The 19695-nt window shown below is 67.4% G+C and carries 20 protein-coding genes and 1 riboswitch; of the genes, 16 read left to right on the top strand and 4 right to left on the bottom strand.

Annotated features, from left to right (window positions below):
- Positions 1-2 precede the first annotated feature (2 nt).
- Positions 3-989 (top strand): adenosylcobinamide-phosphate synthase CbiB, encoded by a 987-nt coding sequence (cbiB, locus tag BB934_RS23310; protein WP_099511822.1) that lies wholly within the window; start codon positions 3-5, stop codon positions 987-989.
- Here cbiB and BB934_RS23305 read toward each other — a convergent pair.
- Entirely contained in the window at positions 976-2421 is a 1446-nt protein-coding gene (locus tag BB934_RS23305) for a cobyric acid synthase (protein WP_099513172.1), read from the bottom strand. The genes cbiB and BB934_RS23305 overlap by 14 nt on opposite strands.
- An 11-nt stretch (positions 2422-2432) precedes the next feature.
- Positions 2433-3038, bottom strand: coding sequence for a cob(I)yrinic acid a,c-diamide adenosyltransferase (gene cobO / locus BB934_RS23300; protein WP_099511821.1), 606 nt, complete (start codon positions 3036-3038; stop codon positions 2433-2435).
- 107 nt (positions 3039-3145) lie between these two features.
- Positions 3146-3332, top strand: a riboswitch (cobalamin riboswitch).
- A 31-nt stretch (positions 3333-3363) separates the two neighbouring features.
- On the opposite strand from cobO, the gene BB934_RS23295 reads away from it, so the two are divergent.
- Genes BB934_RS23295 through cobJ form a run of 9 tightly spaced genes read left to right on the top strand, consistent with a single transcriptional unit; the run spans position 3364 to position 12668 of the window.
- Positions 3364-3540, top strand: a complete 177-nt coding sequence (locus tag BB934_RS23295) for a CbtB domain-containing protein (protein ID WP_099511820.1) — start codon at positions 3364-3366, stop codon at positions 3538-3540.
- Between the two features lie 11 nt (positions 3541-3551).
- Positions 3552-4358 carry a CbtA family protein gene (locus BB934_RS23290; protein ID WP_099511819.1) on the top strand — a complete coding sequence of 269 codons (807 nt, stop codon included), beginning with the start codon at positions 3552-3554 and terminating at the stop codon, positions 4356-4358.
- Positions 4359-4361: 3 nt separating this feature from the next.
- A complete protein-coding gene (locus BB934_RS23285) occupies positions 4362-4757 on the top strand; it encodes a DUF1636 family protein (protein ID WP_099511818.1) in 396 nt (131 codons plus the stop codon).
- A 25-nt stretch (positions 4758-4782) separates the two neighbouring features.
- The gene (gene cobW, locus BB934_RS23280; protein WP_099511817.1) at positions 4783-5820 is read left to right on the top strand and encodes a cobalamin biosynthesis protein CobW; all 1038 of its coding nucleotides are present in this window, start codon (positions 4783-4785) and stop codon (positions 5818-5820) included.
- Between the two features lies 1 nt (position 5821).
- Positions 5822-9232, top strand: a complete 3411-nt coding sequence (gene cobN, locus BB934_RS23275; RefSeq protein ID WP_099511816.1) for a cobaltochelatase subunit CobN — start codon at positions 5822-5824, stop codon at positions 9230-9232.
- A complete protein-coding gene (gene cobG / locus BB934_RS23270) occupies positions 9229-10530 on the top strand; it encodes a precorrin-3B synthase (RefSeq protein ID WP_099511815.1) in 1302 nt (433 codons plus the stop codon). The genes cobN and cobG overlap by 4 nt, the downstream gene beginning before the upstream one ends.
- On the top strand, positions 10527-11159 hold the full coding sequence (locus BB934_RS23265) for a precorrin-8X methylmutase (RefSeq protein WP_099511814.1): 633 nt from the start codon (positions 10527-10529) through the stop codon (positions 11157-11159). The genes cobG and BB934_RS23265 overlap by 4 nt, the downstream gene beginning before the upstream one ends.
- A 4-nt stretch (positions 11160-11163) precedes the next feature.
- Positions 11164-11907, top strand: a complete 744-nt coding sequence (locus BB934_RS23260; protein ID WP_099511813.1) for a precorrin-2 C(20)-methyltransferase — start codon at positions 11164-11166, stop codon at positions 11905-11907.
- A complete protein-coding gene (gene cobJ / locus BB934_RS23255; RefSeq protein ID WP_099511812.1) occupies positions 11904-12668 on the top strand; it encodes a precorrin-3B C(17)-methyltransferase in 765 nt (254 codons plus the stop codon). The genes BB934_RS23260 and cobJ overlap by 4 nt, the downstream gene beginning before the upstream one ends.
- On the opposite strand, the gene BB934_RS23250 is transcribed toward cobJ, so the two are convergent.
- The gene (locus BB934_RS23250) at positions 12650-13402 is read right to left on the bottom strand and encodes a cobalt-precorrin-6A reductase (RefSeq protein ID WP_099513170.1); all 753 of its coding nucleotides are present in this window, start codon (positions 13400-13402) and stop codon (positions 12650-12652) included. The genes cobJ and BB934_RS23250 overlap by 19 nt on opposite strands.
- Here BB934_RS23250 and cbiE point away from each other — a divergent pair.
- Genes cbiE through cobM form a run of 3 tightly spaced genes read left to right on the top strand, consistent with a single transcriptional unit; the run spans position 13401 to position 15807 of the window.
- Entirely contained in the window at positions 13401-14654 is a 1254-nt protein-coding gene (gene cbiE, locus BB934_RS23245) for a precorrin-6y C5,15-methyltransferase (decarboxylating) subunit CbiE (RefSeq protein ID WP_237050064.1), read from the top strand. The genes BB934_RS23250 and cbiE overlap by 2 nt on opposite strands.
- Positions 14651-15037, top strand: a complete 387-nt coding sequence (locus BB934_RS23240) for a cobalamin biosynthesis protein (RefSeq protein ID WP_237050063.1) — start codon at positions 14651-14653, stop codon at positions 15035-15037. The genes cbiE and BB934_RS23240 overlap by 4 nt, the downstream gene beginning before the upstream one ends.
- Positions 15034-15807 (top strand): precorrin-4 C(11)-methyltransferase, encoded by a 774-nt coding sequence (gene cobM / locus BB934_RS23235; protein ID WP_099511809.1) that lies wholly within the window; start codon positions 15034-15036, stop codon positions 15805-15807. The genes BB934_RS23240 and cobM overlap by 4 nt, the downstream gene beginning before the upstream one ends.
- Before the next feature lie 11 nt (positions 15808-15818).
- Here cobM and BB934_RS23230 read toward each other — a convergent pair whose 3' ends face one another.
- Positions 15819-16922 carry a cobalt-precorrin-5B (C(1))-methyltransferase gene (locus BB934_RS23230; protein ID WP_099511808.1) on the bottom strand — a complete coding sequence of 368 codons (1104 nt, stop codon included), beginning with the start codon at positions 16920-16922 and terminating at the stop codon, positions 15819-15821.
- Between the two features lie 71 nt (positions 16923-16993).
- On the opposite strand from BB934_RS23230, the gene cobA reads away from it, so the two are divergent.
- The 3 genes from cobA (at position 16994) to BB934_RS23215 (ending at position 19585) form a co-directional block, all read left to right on the top strand.
- The gene (gene cobA, locus BB934_RS23225; RefSeq protein ID WP_099511807.1) at positions 16994-17788 is read left to right on the top strand and encodes a uroporphyrinogen-III C-methyltransferase; all 795 of its coding nucleotides are present in this window, start codon (positions 16994-16996) and stop codon (positions 17786-17788) included.
- Positions 17785-19107 (top strand): cobyrinate a,c-diamide synthase, encoded by a 1323-nt coding sequence (locus BB934_RS23220; protein WP_099511806.1) that lies wholly within the window; start codon positions 17785-17787, stop codon positions 19105-19107. The genes cobA and BB934_RS23220 overlap by 4 nt, the downstream gene beginning before the upstream one ends.
- Positions 19108-19378: 271 nt before the next feature.
- The gene (locus BB934_RS23215) at positions 19379-19585 is read left to right on the top strand and encodes a hypothetical protein (protein WP_099511805.1); all 207 of its coding nucleotides are present in this window, start codon (positions 19379-19381) and stop codon (positions 19583-19585) included.
- Positions 19586-19695: the final 110 nt, after the last annotated feature.

The following is a 19695-nucleotide window of genomic DNA, read 5'->3' as shown; positions in this document are numbered from 1 at the left end:
CCATGGCCTTCTCCGACAGCCCGCTGATCCTGCTCCTCGCCCTCGCGGCGGAGGCGGCCATCGGCTATCCGGATGGCCTTTACACGCGGATCGGGCATCCCGTCACCTGGATCGGGCGGCTGATCAAGGGGCTCGACCGAGGCCTCAACCGGGGCGAATGGACCTTCGGCCGCCGACGCGCAGCTGGAATTTTGGCGCTCCTGATCCTTCTGACCATCACCGGTCTGGTGGCCTGGGCTCTGCAGAGCCTGCTTCTGCCGCTCGGCATGATCGGCGTTGCGGTTCTGGCGATCCTCGCCAGCAGCCTTCTCGCCCAGCGGAGCCTTCACCAGCATGTGGCGGCCGTGTCGAAAGGCCTGCGGGAGGGCGGGATCGAGGGCGGACGCAAGGCCGTGTCGATGATCGTGGGACGCAATCCCCAGAGCCTCGACGAGGCGGGCGTGTCGCGCGCCGCCATCGAAAGCCTCGCGGAAAACTTTTCCGACGGCGTCGTCGCCCCCGCCTTCTGGCTCGGGCTCGGCGGATTGCCCGGCGCCGTGCTCTACAAGGCCACCAACACCGCCGACAGCATGATCGGCCACCGCACGCCGCGGCACGAAGCCTTCGGCTGGGCGGCGGCGCGCTTCGACGATGTCGTCAACCTGCCCGCCTCCCGCCTCACGGCGCTCCTGATCGCTGCGGCAGCTTGCCTGCATCGGGAAGCCTCACCCCGAGGCGCATGGCGCGCCGTTCGGCGCGACGCCTCCCATCACCGCTCACCCAATGCCGGATGGCCCGAAGCCGCAATGGCCGGGGCGCTGGGATTGCGGCTCGCCGGACCGCGCGTCTACGGCGACATGCGCGTCGAGGATCGATGGATGGGCAACGGGCGCGCCGAGGCGAATGCCGACGATATCGACCGGGCGCTCGCGCTTTATCGCACGGCCTGCGGATTGCTCTTCGGTTCGGCCGCCGGCCTGACGCTGCTCGCCTGGCTCATCGCGCGCTGAGGGCTAAGAGCCGCTCGCAATCGAGATGCGCCTCCAGATGATCGGCGAAGCGGTCGAGAATGTCGTCGACGAGCGCTTCATAGGCGAGATCGCTCGTCTCAGCTCCCAGCAATTGAAGCCAGCGCGCCCGCTGCCGGTCGACGGAAAACAGGCCGTGCACATAAGTGCCGGCCACGCGCCCATCGGGCGAGACCGCGCCGTCGAGCCGGCCATTCTCCAATCGTGCGAAGGCACGCCGGGATGCGTCGAGCCCTGAGGTCTCGCCAATATGCATCTCGTATCCGGAGAACGGAGCACCATCGGGAATTGTCGTACCCGTCACGGCCTCGAGCCGCTTCTTCGCGGTGAGCGTGGTCGCGACGTCGAGCAGGCCGAGCCCCTCCACCGAGCGTCCCGCCTCGCCCTCGATGCCGAAGGGGTCGTCGATGCGATTGCCCAGCATCTGGTAGCCGCCGCAGAGGCCGAGCACGCGCCCGCCGCGGCGGGCATGCGCTTTCAGGTCGATGTCCCAACCCTGCGCGCGGATGAACAGAAGATCGTCGATGGTGGTCTTCGAGCCCGGCAGCAGGACGAGCGCCGCCTCCGCCGGCAACGGCCGGCCGGGCTCGACCAAAACCACCTCCATGCCCGTCTCCTCGCGCAGGGGATCGAGATCGTCGAAATTGGAGATCCAGGGCGTTACCGGCACGGCGACGACGACGGATCCTTTGCGCCCCTCGCGCCTGAGCCCGAGACCGTCCTCCGCCGGGAGCCGCGCAGCATCGGCAAAATGCGGCACGAGACCGAGCGCCGGCCAGCCGGTACGTTCCGATACGAAGCTCATGCCGCTCTCGAACAGGGCCGGATCGCCGCGGAAGCGGTTGACGATGAAGCCGCGGATCATCGCAGCGTCCGCCTCGTCGAGCACGGCCTTGGTGCCGACGAGGCTCGCGATGACGCCGCCCCGGTCGATGTCGCCCACGAGCACCACGGGCACGTCAGCGGCGCGGGCAAAGCCCATATTGGCGATATCGCCGGCTCTTAGGTTCACTTCAGACGCAGAGCCCGCGCCTTCGACGAGCACGAGATCGGCCTCGTCAGACAGCCGCGAAAAACTGTCGAGAACGGCTTCCATGAGACGCGGCTTCCAGGACTGGTATTCCCGCGCCTTCGCCGTTCCGACGACGCGGCCCTGCACCACAACCTGCGAGCCGATCTCGCTCTGGGGTTTCAGCAGCACCGGATTCATGTGGACGCTGGGGGCAACGCCGGCCGCCCGCGCCTGCAGCGCCTGGGCGCGGCCGATCTCTCCGCCATCCGCCGTGACGGCGGCATTGTTCGACATGTTCTGCGGCTTGAAGGGCCGGACCTTCAGACCCTTGCGCGCGAAGACCCGGCACAGGCCCGCCACCAGAAGCGACTTGCCCACATTGGAGCCGGTGCCCTGGATCATCAGAGCGCGCATCAGAACTCGACGCCTTCCTGCGCCTTCACGCCGGCCGCGAAATGGTGCTTGACCAGAGTCATCTCGGTGACGAGGTCCGCTGCCTCGATCAGCTCCGGCTTCGCGTTGCGGCCTGTGACGACCACATGGAGACCGGGCCTGCGCTGGCGCAGGGTTTCGACCACCTCGGCCAGATCCAGGTACTCGTAGCGCAAGGCGATGTTGAGCTCGTCGAGCACCAGAAGGCGGATGTCCTCGCGCGCCATCAGCTCCTTGGCCTTGTCCCAGGCGCGTTCAGCCGCCGCTACGTCGCGGGAGCGGTCCTGGGTCTCCCAGGTGAACCCCTCGCCCATGGTGTGCCACTCGACCTGATCGGAGAGTCGGTTAAGCGCCAGGCGCTCGCCGGTCTCCCAGGCGCCCTTGATGAACTGGACCACCCCCACGTGAAAGCCGCGGCCGAGCGCCCGCAGCATGAGCCCGAAGGCGGCCGTGGACTTGCCCTTGCCGGGGCCCGTATGGACGATGAGGAGCCCCTTCTCGACGGTCTTCGAGGCGACCTCCCGGTCCTGGACCTCCTTGCGCTTGATCATCTTGGCGCGGTGGCGCGCGTCTTCGTCCTGGCTCATTCGAGACCTGCCTTCGCGTGAGAGGGCTGCACCATGAACAGGCGCGAGGCCGATTTCAAGGCCGGTGCTTCGGCATGGTCAGGCTTGAAAGATGCCCTGCGCCCCGGTAAGGATGTCACAGACGGTGCCCCGGATACGGGGTGAAAAGGGAATGCGGTGAGACACCGCGGCTGCCCCCGCAACTGTAAGCGGCGAGCCTTCGCTCCAAATGCCACTGGAATGACATTCCGGGAAGGCGGTAGCGCAAGGCATCGACCCGCGAGCCAGGAGACCTGCCGTCATCGTGCAACCCAAATGCCGCCGGAGGGGTGGCCAAGAGGTATCGATGTCGACTCTGATCAAACAAGCCTACGTCACGACTTCGTCCCAACGTCTCGTCACCGTTTTCACGGCAGCGACCTTCGGCCTTGCGCTCGTTTTCATTTCGGGCTTCGCCTCGCCCGAAACGCTGCACAACGCGGCGCATGACTGGCGCCATTCGCATAACTTCCCCTGCCACTGAGAGTGGCTGCCATGATATTGCGGGTATTGAAGGCGGCTTTGGTCGCCGGGTTTCTGGCTGCTTGCGTAGCTGCAACCCTCCAAACTTTCCTGACGTCTCCCTTGATTCTCCAGGCCGAGACATACGAGAAGGCCGCGGCGCCAGAGGCGCATGCCTCCGGATACGGCGGCCTGGTGCAGTTGGCTCACGTGCATTCGGCTCAATTACATCTGGCTCATGGGCAACATGCCCACGCCGATGCTGCGGAAGAGGGTGGATGGGAACCCGGCGAAGGCTTTCCCCGGGTAGCCTTCACGGCCCTTGCCACGTTGGTCAGCGGTGTCGGCTATGCAGCGATTCTTGCAGCCTTGCTTCTTGCTGCAGGTCGAGAATTCAACCCGCAAACCGCATTGCGGTGGGCGATCGGCGGCTTTGTCGCCGTCAATCTCGCGCCTGCCGTCGGGCTGCCTCCTGAGCTTCCCGGCATGGGGGGCGCGCATCTCGCAGAGAGGCAGATCTGGTGGGTCTGCACTGCCCTCGGAACAGGCCTCGGCCTCTACCTGATGACGAATGTGCGCCATCATGCGGCTATCGGCATCGGTCTCCTGGCAATAGTGCTCCCTCACATCATCGGGGCGCCTCATGCGGAGGCTGCAGCGAGTGACGTTCCGGCCGTTCTTGCCGCACAATTCGCGGCACGCTCGCTTGCTGTCGCATTCGCCTTCTGGGCGACCCTTGGACTAAGCCTCGGCTGGTACTGGGTGCGGCAGGAAGACCGCACGAAATCAGGACTTCTCTCTCAGGCGGCTTCGGTTACCGGCGAACGCAAGGCCGTTTAGCCCATGACCTCATCCCACGAGGAGATCTGCCTGCATGTCTGCGTCACCTGCCGTCAGGCGGGTGGCCCGGACGACAGGGAGTTCCGGCCCGGTGCGATCCTCCACCGGGCCCTGACGGAGGCGCTCGCCCATCCCGACGCACCGAAGGTGCGCGTGGAGGCGGTCGAATGCCTTTCCGTCTGCAAGCGCCCCTGCACCGTTGCGATCTCCGGTCCGGGACGCTGGACCTACATCTATGGCGACCTGAACCCGGAAACCTCGGTCGAGACCATCCTCGACGGGCTGCGCCGCTACGCGGCGACGTCCGATGGCCTTGTGCCCTGGCGCGAGCGCCCGGAAGCCTTCCGCAAGGGCGTCGTCGCCCGCATTCCTCCTTTCAAGACCAACAGCGCGGCCTGAGCAAAGCCGCCGAAAGGCGCACTTCATGAGCGACCTGAAGAAGATTCCCTGCACCATCGTCACCGGATTCCTAGGAGCCGGCAAGACCACCCTGGTGCGTCACCTTCTCGAGAATGCCGGCGGTCGCCGCATCGCCGTTCTCGTCAACGAGTTCGGCGATCTCGGCTTCGACGGCTCCTTCATCGAGGGCTGCGGCATCGAAGGCTGCACGAAAGAAGACATCGTCGAACTGCCCAACGGCTGCATATGCTGCACGGTGGCCGACGATTTCGTCCCGGCCCTGAACACGCTGCTCAACCGGCCGAACCCGCCCGAGCACATCCTGATCGAGACCTCGGGCCTCGCCCTGCCCAAGCCCCTGGTGCGCGCCTTCAACTGGCCCGACATCCGCTCCCGCGTCACGGTCGACGGCGTGATCGCCGTGGTCGACGGCCCTGCCGTCGCCTCTGGCGCCTTCGCGGATGATCCGGATGCGCTCGCAGCGCAGCGCGCGGCCGACGCTTCCGTCGATCACGAAAATCCGCTCGAGGAGGTGTTTGAGGACCAGCTTCTCTGCGCCGATCTCATCATCCTCAACAAGACCGACCAGATGCAGGCCGGCGACAAGGGCAAGGTTCTCGCCGAGATCGAGGAACACCTGCCCCGCGCCGTGAAGGTGATCGAGACCGCGCACGGCAAGGTGGACCCGACCGTTCTTCTCGGCATGGGCGCGGCAGTGGAAGCCGATCTCGACGCACGCCCGTCGCATCATGAGACCGCCGAGGATCACGACCACGACGATTTCGACAGCGTCGCGATCCCCGTCGATCCCGTCGCCACGCCGGAGGCGCTCGTCGCCCGCGTCGAGCGCGCGGCGGAAGCGGCCGGCGTGCTGCGCATCAAGGGCTTTGCTCCCGTCGACGGCAAGCCCATGCGCCTCGTGGTCCAGGGTGTCGGCCAGCGCGTCGCGCATCACTTCGACCGCCCCTGGAAGGCCGGCGAAGCGCGTGACGGCCGCATGGTGGTGATCGGCCTGAAAGGTTTCGACGTGAAGGCCGTCGAAGCCGCTTTGCGCGCAGGATGACATGCACCTCCTCCCGGTCACAGCGATTTCCCTCGACGACGGCTCGGAGGCCACAGACCTCCAGCAGCCGCCGGGGGATATCGTCGTCCTCTCGTTTGCGGACAGTGACCTCGGTGCGCTGGCGGCTGCGCATCGTTTGAAGGCATGCGGACCATCGCTCCGCCTCGCCTCGCTGCGCCGCCTGCGCCATCCCCTTTCCGTCGATCTTTATATCGACAAGACCGCCGCCAAGGCGCGCTTCGTCCTGGTGCGCTGCCTCGGCGGGCTCGATTACTGGCGCTACGGGATCGAGCACCTCGCGAAGGCCTGCCGCGCTCACGGCATCAAGCTCGCGGTGCTGCCCGGCGACGACCGCCCCGATCCGCGGCTCTCAGCTCATGCGACCGTGCCGCAAGCTCTCTGCGACGAGCTGGAGGCCTATTTCCAGGCCGGCGGCATCGACAACATGCGCCGACTGCTCGCGCGGATCGGCGTCGAGATTGGTGAGACGGACGCAGTCGCTGAGCCACAACGCGCGGCTCCACGGGCCTTCGCGTGGGTGCCTGGAAGTTTGATTACAGACAGGCCTTCAATTCACAGACCTCATCCTGAGGAGCAGTCCTCAGGCTGCGTCTCGAAGGATGAGGGCAGTGGGATTGAAATCGGCAGAATCGCTAAACCGGAATCCATCCTCGCCTGCCTCTCCGGCGAACGCCCCCTCGCCTACCTTCTCGTCTATCGCTCCGCCGTTCTCTCCGGCGACACGCAGGCCATCGAAGCTCTCGCAAACGCTCTCGTCGAGCGCGGCATCGATCCGCTCGTGCTCGCGGTCTCGAGCCTGAAAGACTTGGAAGCAGTGGCTGTCGTTCGGCGCACGATCCAAGCACGCCGTCCCGATATCATCCTGACCACGACGGCGTTCTCATCCCGCGACGATGCAGATTTCGTGCTCGACGAAGCCGGCTGCCCGATCCTGCAAGCCATTCCTGCAGGCAGCGCGAAAGAAGCGTGGGAGGCTTCTCCGCGCGGGTTGTCCGCCGCCGATCTCGCCATGCAGATCGCCCTGCCGGAATTCGACGGCCGCATCGCCGCCGGTCCCATCTCGTTCAAGGTAGAAGAGCCCGCAGACCCGGCGCTCGCCTTCTCGCGCCGGGTGCAGGCACCGGATGCGGCCGGCATCGATGCCGTGGCCGATCAGGCAGCCGCATGGGTGCATCTTGCCCGCACGCCACGGCGCGAGCGACAACTGGCGCTCGTGCTTTCCGATTATCCCGCCCGCGGCGGACGGGCCGGCTTCGCGGTCGGGCTCGATACGCCAGCCAGCGCCTGCGCGATCCTCGGTGCGCTCGAGGAAGCCGGATACACAGCCGGACGAGATTTCACCGTCGATGAGCTGATGCCGCGTCTCACTGAAGGCAAGGCTTCGTTCGCCGTTCCGCTTTCCGCCTATCGCGCCTGGCTCGACAGCCTGCCGGCAGAACGGCGTGCCGCCATCGACGGGCGCTGGGGGGAACCCGAGGACGATCCCGCCTTCGCCGACGATGCCTTCCGCTTCCGCACGATCCGCGCCGGAAAGATCCTCGTCGCGCTTCAGCCCGACCGCGGTCATGGCCTCGACCGCAAAGGGTTCTATCACGATCCCGAATGCCCGCCGAGCCATGGCTACCTCGCCTTCTATTGCGGCCTGCGCGCGCTCGAAAACATTCACGCGCTCGTGCATCTCGGCACGCATGGCACGACGGAGTGGCTGCCCGGCAAGGCGGTGGCGCTCTCCACGCAATGCTGGCCGCGCCTCGCGATCGGTGCGGTTCCGGTGGTCTATCCCTTCATCGTCGACGATCCCGGCGAGGCGGCTCCCGCCAAGCGCCGCATTGGCGCCGTGACAATCGGCCATCTCACGCCGCAGACGATGGGCGCAGGCCTTCACGGCGAGGCAGGCGCCCTGCGCGAGTTGGTGGAGGAATTCTCCTCAGCCCAGGTGCTGCACCCGGGCCGCGCGCAACTCGTGGCGAAGGAGATTCGCGAGCGTGCACAAACCAGCGGATTGGCCGCCGCCTGCGGCGTTGACGATGCGATGCCGATGGACGAGGCGCTGACCCGTCTCGACGCGCATCTCTGCGATCTCGGCGAGGTGACGATCCGCGATGGATTGCATGTCTTCGGCAACTCCGCTGAAGGCTTCGAGGCCTGCGCCGCCGGCGAGCGCGAGGGGTTGCTGAACGCTCTCGACGGCCGCTTCGTCGTGCCGGGCCCGTCCGGTTCGCCCTCGCGTGGGCAGACCGATGTGCTGCCCACTGGCCGCAACCTCGCGACCCTCGATCCGCGCGCGATCCCCACCCGCGCCGCCACGGAGCTCGGCTGGCGCGCGGCGGCGGAAGTGGTGCGTCGCCATCTGCAAGAGGAAGGCGACTGGCCACGCCGGATCGTGATGGACCTGTGGGCCTCGCCGACGCTACGCTCCGGCGGCGAGGACATCGCCCATGCGCTGGCCCTCATGGGCGTGCGCCCGACCTGGGACCATGCCTCCACCCGCGTGACCGGCTTCGAGATCGTGCCGCAGCCGCTCCTCGACCGCCCCCGCGCCGATGTGACGATCCGCGTTTCCGGCGCATTCCGCGACACGTTCCCCGACCAGATCGCCCTGCTCGACCAGGCGGTCCGCGCCGTCGCTGCGCTGAGCGAGGATGACGCATGGAACGAGCTCGCCGCCGCGCGCCGGCGGGGAGAGAACCTGTCGCGCGTCTTCGGCTCCGCGCCGGGCACCTACGGTGCGGGCGTGGCGGCGCAGGCGCTCGATGGCGAATGGACAACGAAAGGCGATTTCGGCCGCATTTATCTCGAAGGCACCTCTCATTCTTTCGGCTCCGGCGGCGAGGCCCATTCCGATGAGAGCTTTTCGCACAGGGTCGAGCAGGCCGAAGCCTTCGTGCATGTGAGCGACGTCGCCGAGCGCGACATCCTCGACGGCGATTCCGCCGCGGACGCCATCGGCGGCTTCGCGGCCGCAGCTCAGGCGCTGGGTCAATCCCCTGCCCTCTACAGCCTCGACACCAGCAATCCGCAGGCTCCGAGAGCCCGCACGCTGCCTGAGGATATCGACCGCCTCGTGCGCGGACGCCTGACCAACCCGCGCTGGATCAAAGGCCAGCTGCGACATGGCTGGCGGGGTGCGGCCGAGATCGCGCAAGGCGTCGATGCGCTTTTCGCCTTCGCCGCGACGACGGACGCGGTCTCGTCCGCAGGTTTCGATCTCGTCTTCACCGCCCTGATCGCCGACGAGCCCGTCTGGCATCGGATTGGGACCGTCAATCCGGCGGCCGCCCAGGCCATCCGCGACCGCTTGGCAGATGCACGTGTGCGCGGGCTTTGGGAGAGCCGCCTCAATTCCGTTGCAGCCTTTTTCGCCGATGGTCGGAAGGAGGCCGCCGAATGAGCGCGCATCCTGTCAGCGAAAGGCGCCGCGGCTGGTGCCCGGGCGTCCGCCGCCCGATGGAAACCGGCGACGGCCTGCTCGTGCGCCTTCATCCGTTCGCCGGCAGGCTCACGGCAGACCGGGCGCGTTTGATCGCCGAAGCTGCGCGGGAATTCGGCAACGGCCATCTCGACATCACCGCCCGCGCCAACCTGCAGATCCGAGGCGTGAGCGACGAGACCTATCCCGGCCTGCTCGCTCTCCTGGAGCGCGAAGGCCTGGTCGAGCCGGAGGGCGAAGGCCCGAACCGGCTCACAATCGTATCCCCGCTGGCCGGTCTCGACCTTATCGACCATTGTGACGCGCTCGCCCTCGCACAAGCCATCGAAGACAGGGCCGGTCGTCTGGACGGATTGCCTGCGAAATTCTTCGTCGCCGTCGATGGCGGCGGCTTGATGCCTCTCGATCCCATTGGCGCCGATCTTCATCTGGTCGCGACAAGAGAAGACTATGCCATCGCTTTCGACAGCGCCGCATCAAAGGGCTTGCATTGGATCGGCGCAACCAGTCCTGCCTGCGCTGCCGAAGCCGTTCTCCCTATCCTTGCGGACTTTGCGGAGATGAGGCTCAAGGGCAGAACGCAAGCGCGCCGGCTGCGCGATCTTGAGCCTGTCCTCGTCGCGGAACTCGCGGCCTCGGCCGAACTCGCATCCGCTATACCACCCATCGAACGTCCAGCCGCTCCCCGTGCCGGCTCATTCCAAATGCGGCACGGTCATGCCGTCCTCCTAGCGCTTCCCTTCGGCCGCTGCAGCACAGCGCAACTGGATCAGGCAGTGGAGTGGAGCGAGCGTTTCGGCCAGGGCGAAATCCGCCTGTCCTTCACGCGCGGCATCCTGCTGCCGGGTATTGCGGGCGAGCATGTCTTGACCCTGCTTGCGGAAGCCTCCCGTGCCGGCTTCATCATTGACCCAGACGATCCCCGCCTTTCGCTGATCGCCTGCCCCGGAAAGCCGGATTGCGGAAGCGCCTTGACGGTTGCTCCTGCGGACGCTTTGCGGCTCGCGAGCACTTGCAGCGATCTTCTGAGGCAAGGCACCGTGGTCCATGTCTCCGGCTGCCCGAAGGGCTGCGCCCATCCGGGCGGGGCGGATCTCACACTGGTCGGGCGGGACGATGGCCGCTATGACGTCGTGCCGAGCGGCACCACCCGCGACGCTTCTTCTCTTCACCTCTCCGTCGACGAGATCATGACCCGTTTATTGCCGACAAAGACTTCTGCCGACCTGCACCGCGCCTTTCCGGAGAATATGCGATGAGCGCGCCCCGCGAGTATATCCGCGAGGGCGCCGAGATCTATCGCCGCTCGTTCTCGATCATCCGCGCGGAAGCCGACTTGTCGCGCTTTTCCGGCACGGCGGAACGCGTCGTCGTGCGCATGATCCATGCCTGCGGCATGACCGACCTGCCGAAGGACATCGATCTGTCGCCGGATTTCGCCGAAAGTGCGGAAGCGGCCTTGCAGCGCGGCGCGCCGATCCTGTGCGATGCCAAGATGGTGGCGAACGGCATCACGCGCGCGCGCCTGCCAGCAGAGAACGAGGTGATCTGCACCCTCGACGATCCGCGCGTTCCCGGTCTTGCCGCGGAACTCGGCAACACCCGCTCGGCCGCAGCCATGGAGCTGTGGCGGGAACGGCTGGACGGCGCGCTCGTGGTGTTCGGCAATGCGCCGACCGCCCTCTTTCATCTCCTCGAGATGCTCGATGCCGGCGCACCGAAGCCCGCCGCAATCATCGGCATCCCGGTCGGCTTCATCGGCGCGGCCGAGTCGAAGGAGGCGCTGTCGCGCGACGGACGCGTGCCGTATCTCGTCGTCCACGGGCGGCGCGGCGGCAGCGCCATGGCGGCGGCGGCGGTCAACGCCCTCGCGAACCCGGTCGAGTGACGCGATGGTCCCGCAAGATCCCATCCGTCTCTTCGGCTTAGGACTTGGCCCCGGCGATCCGGATTACATGACCGTGCGCGCCCGCAAGGTGCTGGAGAGTGCCGACCGGCTCGTTCATTTCTGCAAGCGCGGGCGGCGCGGCAACGCACGCGCCATCGCCGATGCCGTCGTCGGCCGGAATCCGGATCGGGAGATCGCTCTCGCCTATCCTGTGACGACGGAAATCCCGGCAGAGCATCCTGATTACGCTGCTGCTCTCAATCCCTTCTACGAGGAAGCCGCAGCGCGTCTGCTTGCCGAGGTCGAGGCTGGCTATACCGTCGCTGTCCTCTGCGAGGGCGACCCCTTCTTCTACGGCTCCTTCATGCATCTGTGGTGGCGCCTGAAAGACCGCGTCCCGGTCGAAGTGGTGCCGGCTGTCACGGCCATGTCGGGCGCCTGGACCCGTGCCGGCGCGCCGATCACCTGGGGCGACGACGTGCTCACCGTGGTACCCGGAACATTGCCCGAGGCGGAGCTGACGCGACGCCTCTCCGGCACCGACGCAGCCGTGGTGATGAAGCTCGGTCGCAATCTGCCGAAGGTCCGCGCGGTGCTGAAATCCATAGGCCTCCTGGAGCGCGCGATCTACGTGGAGCGCGCTACCATGGCGGAAGAAAAAATCGTTCCGCTGTTGGAACTGCCTGAGGGTTTCGACGCGCCATATTTTTCCCTCATCATCGTGCCGGGACAAGGGAGGCGCGTATGAAAGGACTTCTCACCGTCGTCGGTCTCGGCCCCGGCGACCCGCGCTACCTGACCCCGGCGGCATCGGAGGCGCTGGCCTCCGCCACGGATCTCGTCGGCTACGGGCCTTATGTGGACCGCGTGCCGGAACGGCCGGGCCAGCGCCGTCATTCGTCGGATAACCGCGTCGAGCTCGACCGCGCGCGCTTCGCGTTCGATCTTGCCGCCAAGGGTGCCCACGTCGCAGTCGTCTCCGGCGGCGATCCCGGCGTCTTCGCCATGGCGGCCGCGGTGTTCGAAGCCGTCGAGAGCGGCGATCCCGAATGGCGCAGCCTCGATATCCGCATAGAGCCCGGCATCACGGCGATGCTGGCGGCCGCGGCCCGCGTCGGCGCGCCGCTCGGCGGCGATTTCTGCGCCATGTCCCTCTCGGACAACCTGAAGCCGTGGGAGGTCGTCGAGGCGCGGCTGCGTGCGGCGCTCACCGCCGATTTCGTCGTGGCGCTCTACAACCCGATCTCGTCGGCCCGGCCCTGGCAGCTCGGCGCAGCATTCGAGATCGTCAGCGAAATGCGTGGCCCCGACACCCCGGTCATTCTGGCACGCGCCGTGATGCGACCGGACGAGCGGATCAGGATTCTGCCGCTCTCCGAGGTGGAAGACTCCATGGCCGACATGTCGACGATCGTGATTATCGGCGCGACGACCACGCGGCAGATCGAGCGGCCGGGGGGCGCGGCGCCTTACGTCTACACGCCGCGGTTCTACGGGGTGCGGCCGTGAAGACGTTCGAGCCAATCAAGAGCGGCCTCGGCACTCGCAACCTCCTCGACGCCATGGGGCTTGTCAGGTCTTGCCACGACGATGACCGGCAGGCCGAGAGCCCGTGCGGCCGCGATCTTCGGATAGGTCGCAGCACCACCGGAATTTTTGGTCACGACCACGTCGACGCGCTCGCGCTCCATCAGTGCGCGCTCGGCGGCTTCGTCGAAGGGCGCACGGTCGCGGATGGCGATCACGTTCGGCACCGGCAGCGCATTGCCGATGGGCTCGATGGTGCGCACGAGATAGGTGTGCTGCGGCGCAGTGGCGAAGGACGCGAGTTCGAGACGACCTACGGTGAGGAAGACGCGGCGGGGTGCCTCCCCCAACGCATGAACAGCCTCTACCGTGGAAGCCACGTCGATCCAGCGGTCGCCATCCTGCGGCTTCCACGGCGGGCGGCGCAGGGCGAGCAGCGGCACTTTGGCCTGCGCGCAGGCCTCGGCCGCGTTGCGGGACATCACGGCCGCGAAGGGATGCGTGGCATCGACCACCGCCTCGATCCGCTCCCGCTCCAGGAAGCGGGCGAGCCCCTCCACGCCGCCGAAGCCGCCGATACGGGTCGGGATCGGCAACGGGCGCGGGTCGCTGGTGCGGCCGGCCATGGACACAAGAGGTTTGAAGTCGGAGCTGTCGGTCAGAAGCGCCGCGAGCGCGGAGGCTTCCGTCGTGCCGCCCAGAATGAGGATGCGCATGGGTCCTTTTTCTCTGAATTCCGAGGCTGAGTCGAGCATGGCGACGACGGCTCCCTGGCTGACCATCATCGGCATCGGCGAGGACGGGCGCGCGGGGCTATCACCCGCCGCCCTCGCCGCCCTCGACCGGGCGGAGTTCGTGATCGGCGGCGCGCGCCATCTCGCGCTTGCGGTGCCTCTGTCCGCTCGGACGCAGACCTGGCCGAGCCCCTTCGCGGAGGGCTATCCGATGATCCTTGCCCGCCGTGGCCAGCCGACCTGCGTTCTGGCGACGGGCGATCCGTTCCATTACGGTGTCGGCGCGGAGCTGGCGCGGCTCGTTCCGGTGGACGAGATCCTGTGCTTTTCGCAACCCTCCGCCTTCAGCCTCGCCGCTGCGCGCGTGGGCTGGTCGCTGCCGGATTGCGACTGCGTGAGCCTGCACGGCCGGGCGCTGGAGCGGATCGTACCCTTGCTGCAGCCCGGCGCCCGCATCCTCGCCCTGTCATGGGATGGGTCGACACCGGGAAAGCTCGCACATCTCCTGACGGCGCGCGGCTTCGGCGCCTCGACGATGACCGTGCTGGAGGCCATGGGCGGCCCGCGCGAGCGCATCCGTCATGTCGCAGCGAACGACCTCGCCATCGCTGACATCGACCCTCTCAACACCATCGCCATCGAGATAGCCGCCGCAAGCGATTCCCGCATCGTCACCCTGGCCCCAGGACTGCCGGACTCTTTCTTCGAGAACGACGGCCAGCTCACCAAAGCCGAAATCCGTGCGCTGACCCTCTCGGCCTTGGCGCCGAAAGCCGGCGAATTGTTGTGGGACATCGGTCTCGGTGCCGGCTCCATCGGCATCGAATGGTGCCTGCGCCATCCGCGCAACCGCTGCATCGGGATCGAAGAACGGACTGAGCGCGCAGACCGTGCGCGCCGCAACGCGCAGGACCTCGGCGCGACGGCTCTCGACATCCGCATCGGACGCGCGCCGGAGGCCCTTTGCGATCTGCCGGCGCCAGATGCCATCTTCATCGGCGGCGGAGCCTCGGAAGCGGGCGTGTTCGAGGCCGCCTGGGCTGCGCTGAAATCCGGCGGGCGCCTCGTCATCAATGCCGTCACCCTTGAAACCGAGACGCTTCTCGGCGTGCTCTACGCGCGGCATGGCGGCACGATGCGGCGCCTGGCGGTCTCCCGTCTCGAGCCTGTCGGCGGCATGCACGGCTGGCGGGCGGCAATGCCGGTCACGCAATGGGTGGTGACGAAGCCATGATCGTGGCAGGGGTGGGATTCAGGCGCAGCGTCGCCGCAGACGAGATCGTGGTTCTCGTGGAGTTGGCGCTTGAGCGCGCGTCCCTTGCGCGCGATGCACTGGACAGGCTCGCGACCATCGCGGCGCTCGCCGAGACGCCTGCGTTCAAGGAAGCGGCGCGCCGGCTCAACGTGACGGCGATACCGGTGACCGAATCCGCCCTCGCCGAGGCGGCACCGCACGTACGCACGCAATCCGCGCGCTCGATCGCGGCGCATGGAGTCGGATCGGTCGCGGAGGCGGCGGCACTTGCGGCCGCAGGGTCTCGCGCCAGCCTCATCGTCGAGCGCATCGCCTCCCCCGCCGCAACCTGCGCCCTTGTCCGCCTGGAGACGCGCCCATGAAAGTCCACTTCATCGGAGCAGGTCCCGGTGCTGCCGATCTCATCACGGTGCGGGGCCGTTCGCTCGTCGAACGCTGTCCCGTCTGCCTCTATGCCGGATCCATCGTGCCGCCGGAGATGCTGTCCTGGTGCCCGCCCGGCGCGCGCCTCGTCGACACTGCGCCCCTCGACCTCGACGCCATTGCCGCCGAATACCTGCGGGCGCATGAGCGGGGCGAGGACGTGGCGCGTCTCCATTCCGGCGATCTCTCGATCTGGAGCGCTATGGGCGAGCAGTTGCGGCGCCTCGATGCGCTCGGCATCCCCTACACCATCACGCCCGGAGTCCCCGCTTTCGCCGCCGCGGCAGCGGCCCTCGAACGCGAGCTCACCGTGCCCGAAATCGGGCAATCGCTGGTGCTGACCCGGACCTCCGGCCGGGCCTCGGCCATGCCGGAGACGGAGCGGCTTGCCACCTTCGCCCAGACGAGGGCGACCCTTGCCATTCATTTGTCGATCCATGTCATCGAGCAGGTCGTCGAGGACTTGCTTCCCTCCTACGGCGCCGATTGTCCCGCCGCCGTGGTCTGGCGCGCGTCCTGGCCGGACGAGCGGGTCATCAAGGGGACGCTCGGCACGATTGCCGCCATGGTGCACGCCGAGAAGCTGGAACGCACGGCGCTGATCCTGGTCGGCCGGACGCTCGCGGCAAAAGATTTTCGCGAAAGCGCGCTCTACTCGACCGATTACGACCGGCGCTTCCGGCCCAATGCGCGCGGGGACAGCCGATGAAACGCAGGGCTTCAGACGACCGGATGAAACGGCATGCGGCCGACGAGCTTTCCGTCGCGGTCGAACACCACGATTTCGAGGGCGCTCTCGGCACCGCGGAGAGCTTTCGCCGCCGTTTGCCACGCATACCGCGCCACCACGTCGCCGAGTTGCAAGCCGAGCCTGTTCGCGATCTCCAGCACCTCGAGCGCCGTATTGGCGCCCCGCGCCTCCTCGACCGCGGATGGCTCGGCCCCGGCTTCCGCCAAGCGCTCGGCGAGCCAGGCAAGGTCGACCGCACCGGAGCGGGAATGCAAATCGAGCAATCCCTGTCCGAGCTTCGTCATCTTGGCGATGCCGCCGGCGATGGTGACCTTCGGCACCGGGTTGCGGCGCAGGTATTTCAGCATGCCGCCGGCAAAATCGCCCATGTCGATCAGAGCCTGTTCGGGCAGGTCGTAGAGGGCCTGCACGGCCTTCTCGGAGGTCGAGCCCGTCGCTCCGGCCACGTGGTCGAGTCCGCCGGCGCGGGCGACATCGATGCCTCGGTAGATGCTGTGGATCCAGGCCGAGCAGGAATAGGGAACCACCACGCCCGTGGTGCCGAGGATCGACAGACCGCCGAGGATGCCGAGACGCGGATTGAGCGTCTTCTGCGCAATCGCCTCGCCGCCCGGAATGGAAATCTCGACCTCGATATCCGTCGGCCCACCGACGCTGCGCGCCGCCTCCTCAAGGTTGTCGCGGATCATCTGGCGTGGCGCAGGATTGATGGCAGGCTCGCCCGGAGGCAGGGGAAGTCCGGCACGGGTGACTGTGCCGACCCCCTCGCCAGCCCGGAAGGTCACGCCGGTTCCGGGCATGCCGGCGCGGATCGTCGCGATCACCAGAGCTCCGTGCGTCACATCCGGATCGTCGCCCGCGTCCTTGACGATTCCAGCCCTTGCCCCGCCCTCGAAGGGTTCAGCGATAGCAAGGGAGAAAGCCGGTCGTGCTCCGCCGGGAAGCGCGATCTCGACGAGGTCGGGAAAATCGCCTGTCCGCCACCCCAGATACGCCGCCTTGGCCGCCGCCGTCGCGCAGGCGCCCGTGGTCCAGCCACGGCGCAGCGGTCCGGCGGGTTTACTCTCATCCATGCGCTCTCTTACAACGTCCCTATGAATTCCAACAGCCATCTCGGGGTGGCCGGCCATGCCCGGAGGTCCGCGTGACCGCCCTGTCCCGCCTCTCGCCCCCCTTCGCACCGGGCACGGTCTGGCTCGTGGGCGCAGGTCCGGGCGACCCCGGCCTTCTCACGATCCATGCCTTGAACGCCCTCGCGATGGCAGACGTCATCGTCTACGACGCGCTGGTCGACCCGGCTATCCTTTCCTTCACCCGCGAAGGCGCCCTCCTCGAATTCGCCGGCAAGCGAGGGGGCAAGCCCTCGGCCATGCAGAAGGACATCTGCGAGCGGCTGATCCAGCTTGCCCGCGAGGGCAAGCGCGTGCTGCGGCTCAAAGGCGGCGATCCCTTCATCTTCGGGCGCGGCGGCGAGGAGGCCTTGGCCCTCTCGGATGCCGGCATTCCCTTCCGCATCATTCCCGGCGTGTCGAGCGGGCTCGCCTCGCTTGCCATTCACGGCGTGCCGGCCACCATGCGCAAGACGAACCACGCGGTGATCCTCGCCACGGGCCATGCCGCGCCGGACGCCGAGATCGAATGGGCCTCGCTTGCCCGCACCGGCGCTCCCATCGTGCTCTACATGGCCGTGTCGAGTCTCCCCTCCATCGTGCAGGGGCTCATGGAGGGAGGCCTTGCCGGCGATACCCCGGCGCTGGCGGTGCATGGCGCCACCACCTCGAAAGAATGCGTGATCGAAGGCACGCTCGCGACCCTGCCGAAGCTCGCCGAGGACGGGCTCATCCGCTCCCCCGCCGTGGTCGCCATCGGCGCCATCGCGGCCTTCCGCTCGGCTATCGCCAACCATCTGCTCGAGTTCGGCAGCGAGGCGGCCCAGTGAGCCTCGGCCCCGGTCTCCTCATCGCTGCTCCCCGATCCGGATCGGGCAAGACGACCATCGTGCTCGGGCTGCAGCGGGCGCTCGCCCGCCGCGGAGTGCGGGTGCGCGGCATGAAATGCGGCCCGGATTACATCGACTCCGCCTTCCACGCGGCCGCGACCGGCGCTCCGAGCTTCAACCTCGACAGCTTCGCCATGACCAGGTCCCTCCTCGGCGCCATCGTCTCCGGGGCTGCCAAGGAGGCCGATCTCGTCATCGCCGAAGGCTCCATGGGCCTCTTCGACGGCATCCGCCAGGAGATTGGCCGCACGGGAGCCAGCGCCGACATCGCCGCCCTGTCCGGCTGGCCGGTGGTACTCGTGCTCGACGTGTCCGGACACGCGCAGTCGGCCGCCGCCGTCGCGCTCGGCTGCGCCCGGTACGATCCGCGCATTACCGTCGCCGGCGTGGTGCTGAACAAGGTCGCGAGCGAGCGCCATCGCAGGCTGGTCGAGGACGGCATGGCCCGCATCGGGCTGCCGGTGCTCGGCGCGCTTATGCGCAATACCGACCTCGCCCTGCCCGAGCGCCATCTCGGGCTCGTCCAGGCCAGCGAGACCGAGGAGCTTGACGCAAGGCTGGAGCGCCTCGCCGATGCGGTGGAAAGCGCGGTCGATCTCGACCGGCTCACGGCTCTCGCCCGCCCCACGCGGCTCGATCCGGCCGAAGGGGCCATACCCTTGCCGCCGCCGGGTCAGCGCATCGCGCTGGCCGCCGACCGCGCCTTTTCCTTCGTCTATCCGCATGTGCTCGCCGGCTGGCGCGCGGCGGGCGCGGAGATCGTTCCTTTCTCTCCCCTGGCCGACGAGCCTCCGCCAGCCGATTGCGACGTGTGCTGGCTGCCGGGCGGCTATCCGGAACTGCACGCCGGCCCCATCGCTGCTGCGCAACGCTTTCTCGGCGGGATGAGAAGCTTTGCCGAAGCCAAGCCGGTTCATGGCGAATGCGGCGGCTACATGGTGCTTGGCCGCTCCCTCGAGGACGGAAACGGCGTCGTGCATGCCATGGCGGACCTTCTGCCGGTCGAGACCAGCTATGCGAAGCGCAAGATGCATCTCGGCTACCGGGTCGCCCGCCTCGTCGCGGACGGCGTATTGGGGACGGCCGGACAATGTCTCGTCGGCCATGAATTCCACTATGCCTCGGTCGTCGACAGCGACACGTCGCCGGGGGCCGCCTTTGCCACGATCGCGGATGCGGAAGGCAATGGTCTGGGCGCTACCGGCCATCGCAGGGGGCACGTCACCGGCAGTTTCTTCCACGTCATCGCGCCCGGGTAATCGCGCCAGGGGTTATCGCATGTTAATGCGTCCCGGTCCGGTTCGTATTTTCCTACCACCATCCTCGGATCGAGAAGCGACATTGTGCCGTCGTGCCGGGAAGAAACGATGAATGCCATCGTTTCGCCTCAGGCATACTTCTTCATCCGAGCCGCAACCCGTAAGGGGTCGGGGAGAACGATCAAGCTTGACGGACGGCAGGCGGTATTCCTGATTGGCCTGCTGCCCTTCGGGCTCCTGTTCATCGCATCCCAGGGTCTTGGAGGAGCCGGTGAAAGAGGCATTCCATATCGGGCAGCTCGTCCGGATCGCGCGATCTGCCGCGAGCGATGGGGACTACCGCACCTATTGCATCGTCTGTCTCGTCGTCTCCGAAGACGACGACACTCCCGCCTATCGCATCAAGAACACAGTCGGCATCGAGCATATCGTCAAACCCGACCAGATCGAGCCGGCGGCTCATACGGCGGTGCCGTAGGATTCGCCTCGTTCCTTCCCCTGCAGCCTATTAGCCCATGGTATCGGGTGGCGGCACCTTGCCGTCCCCTGACCGGCACGACAGAATACCTCCCAACGAAGCCCGGATAA

It is taken from the genome of Microvirga ossetica (assembly GCF_002741015.1).
Classification (GTDB): domain Bacteria; phylum Pseudomonadota; class Alphaproteobacteria; order Rhizobiales; family Beijerinckiaceae; genus Microvirga; species Microvirga ossetica.
This window is presented reverse-complemented; position numbering and strand designations above follow the sequence as displayed.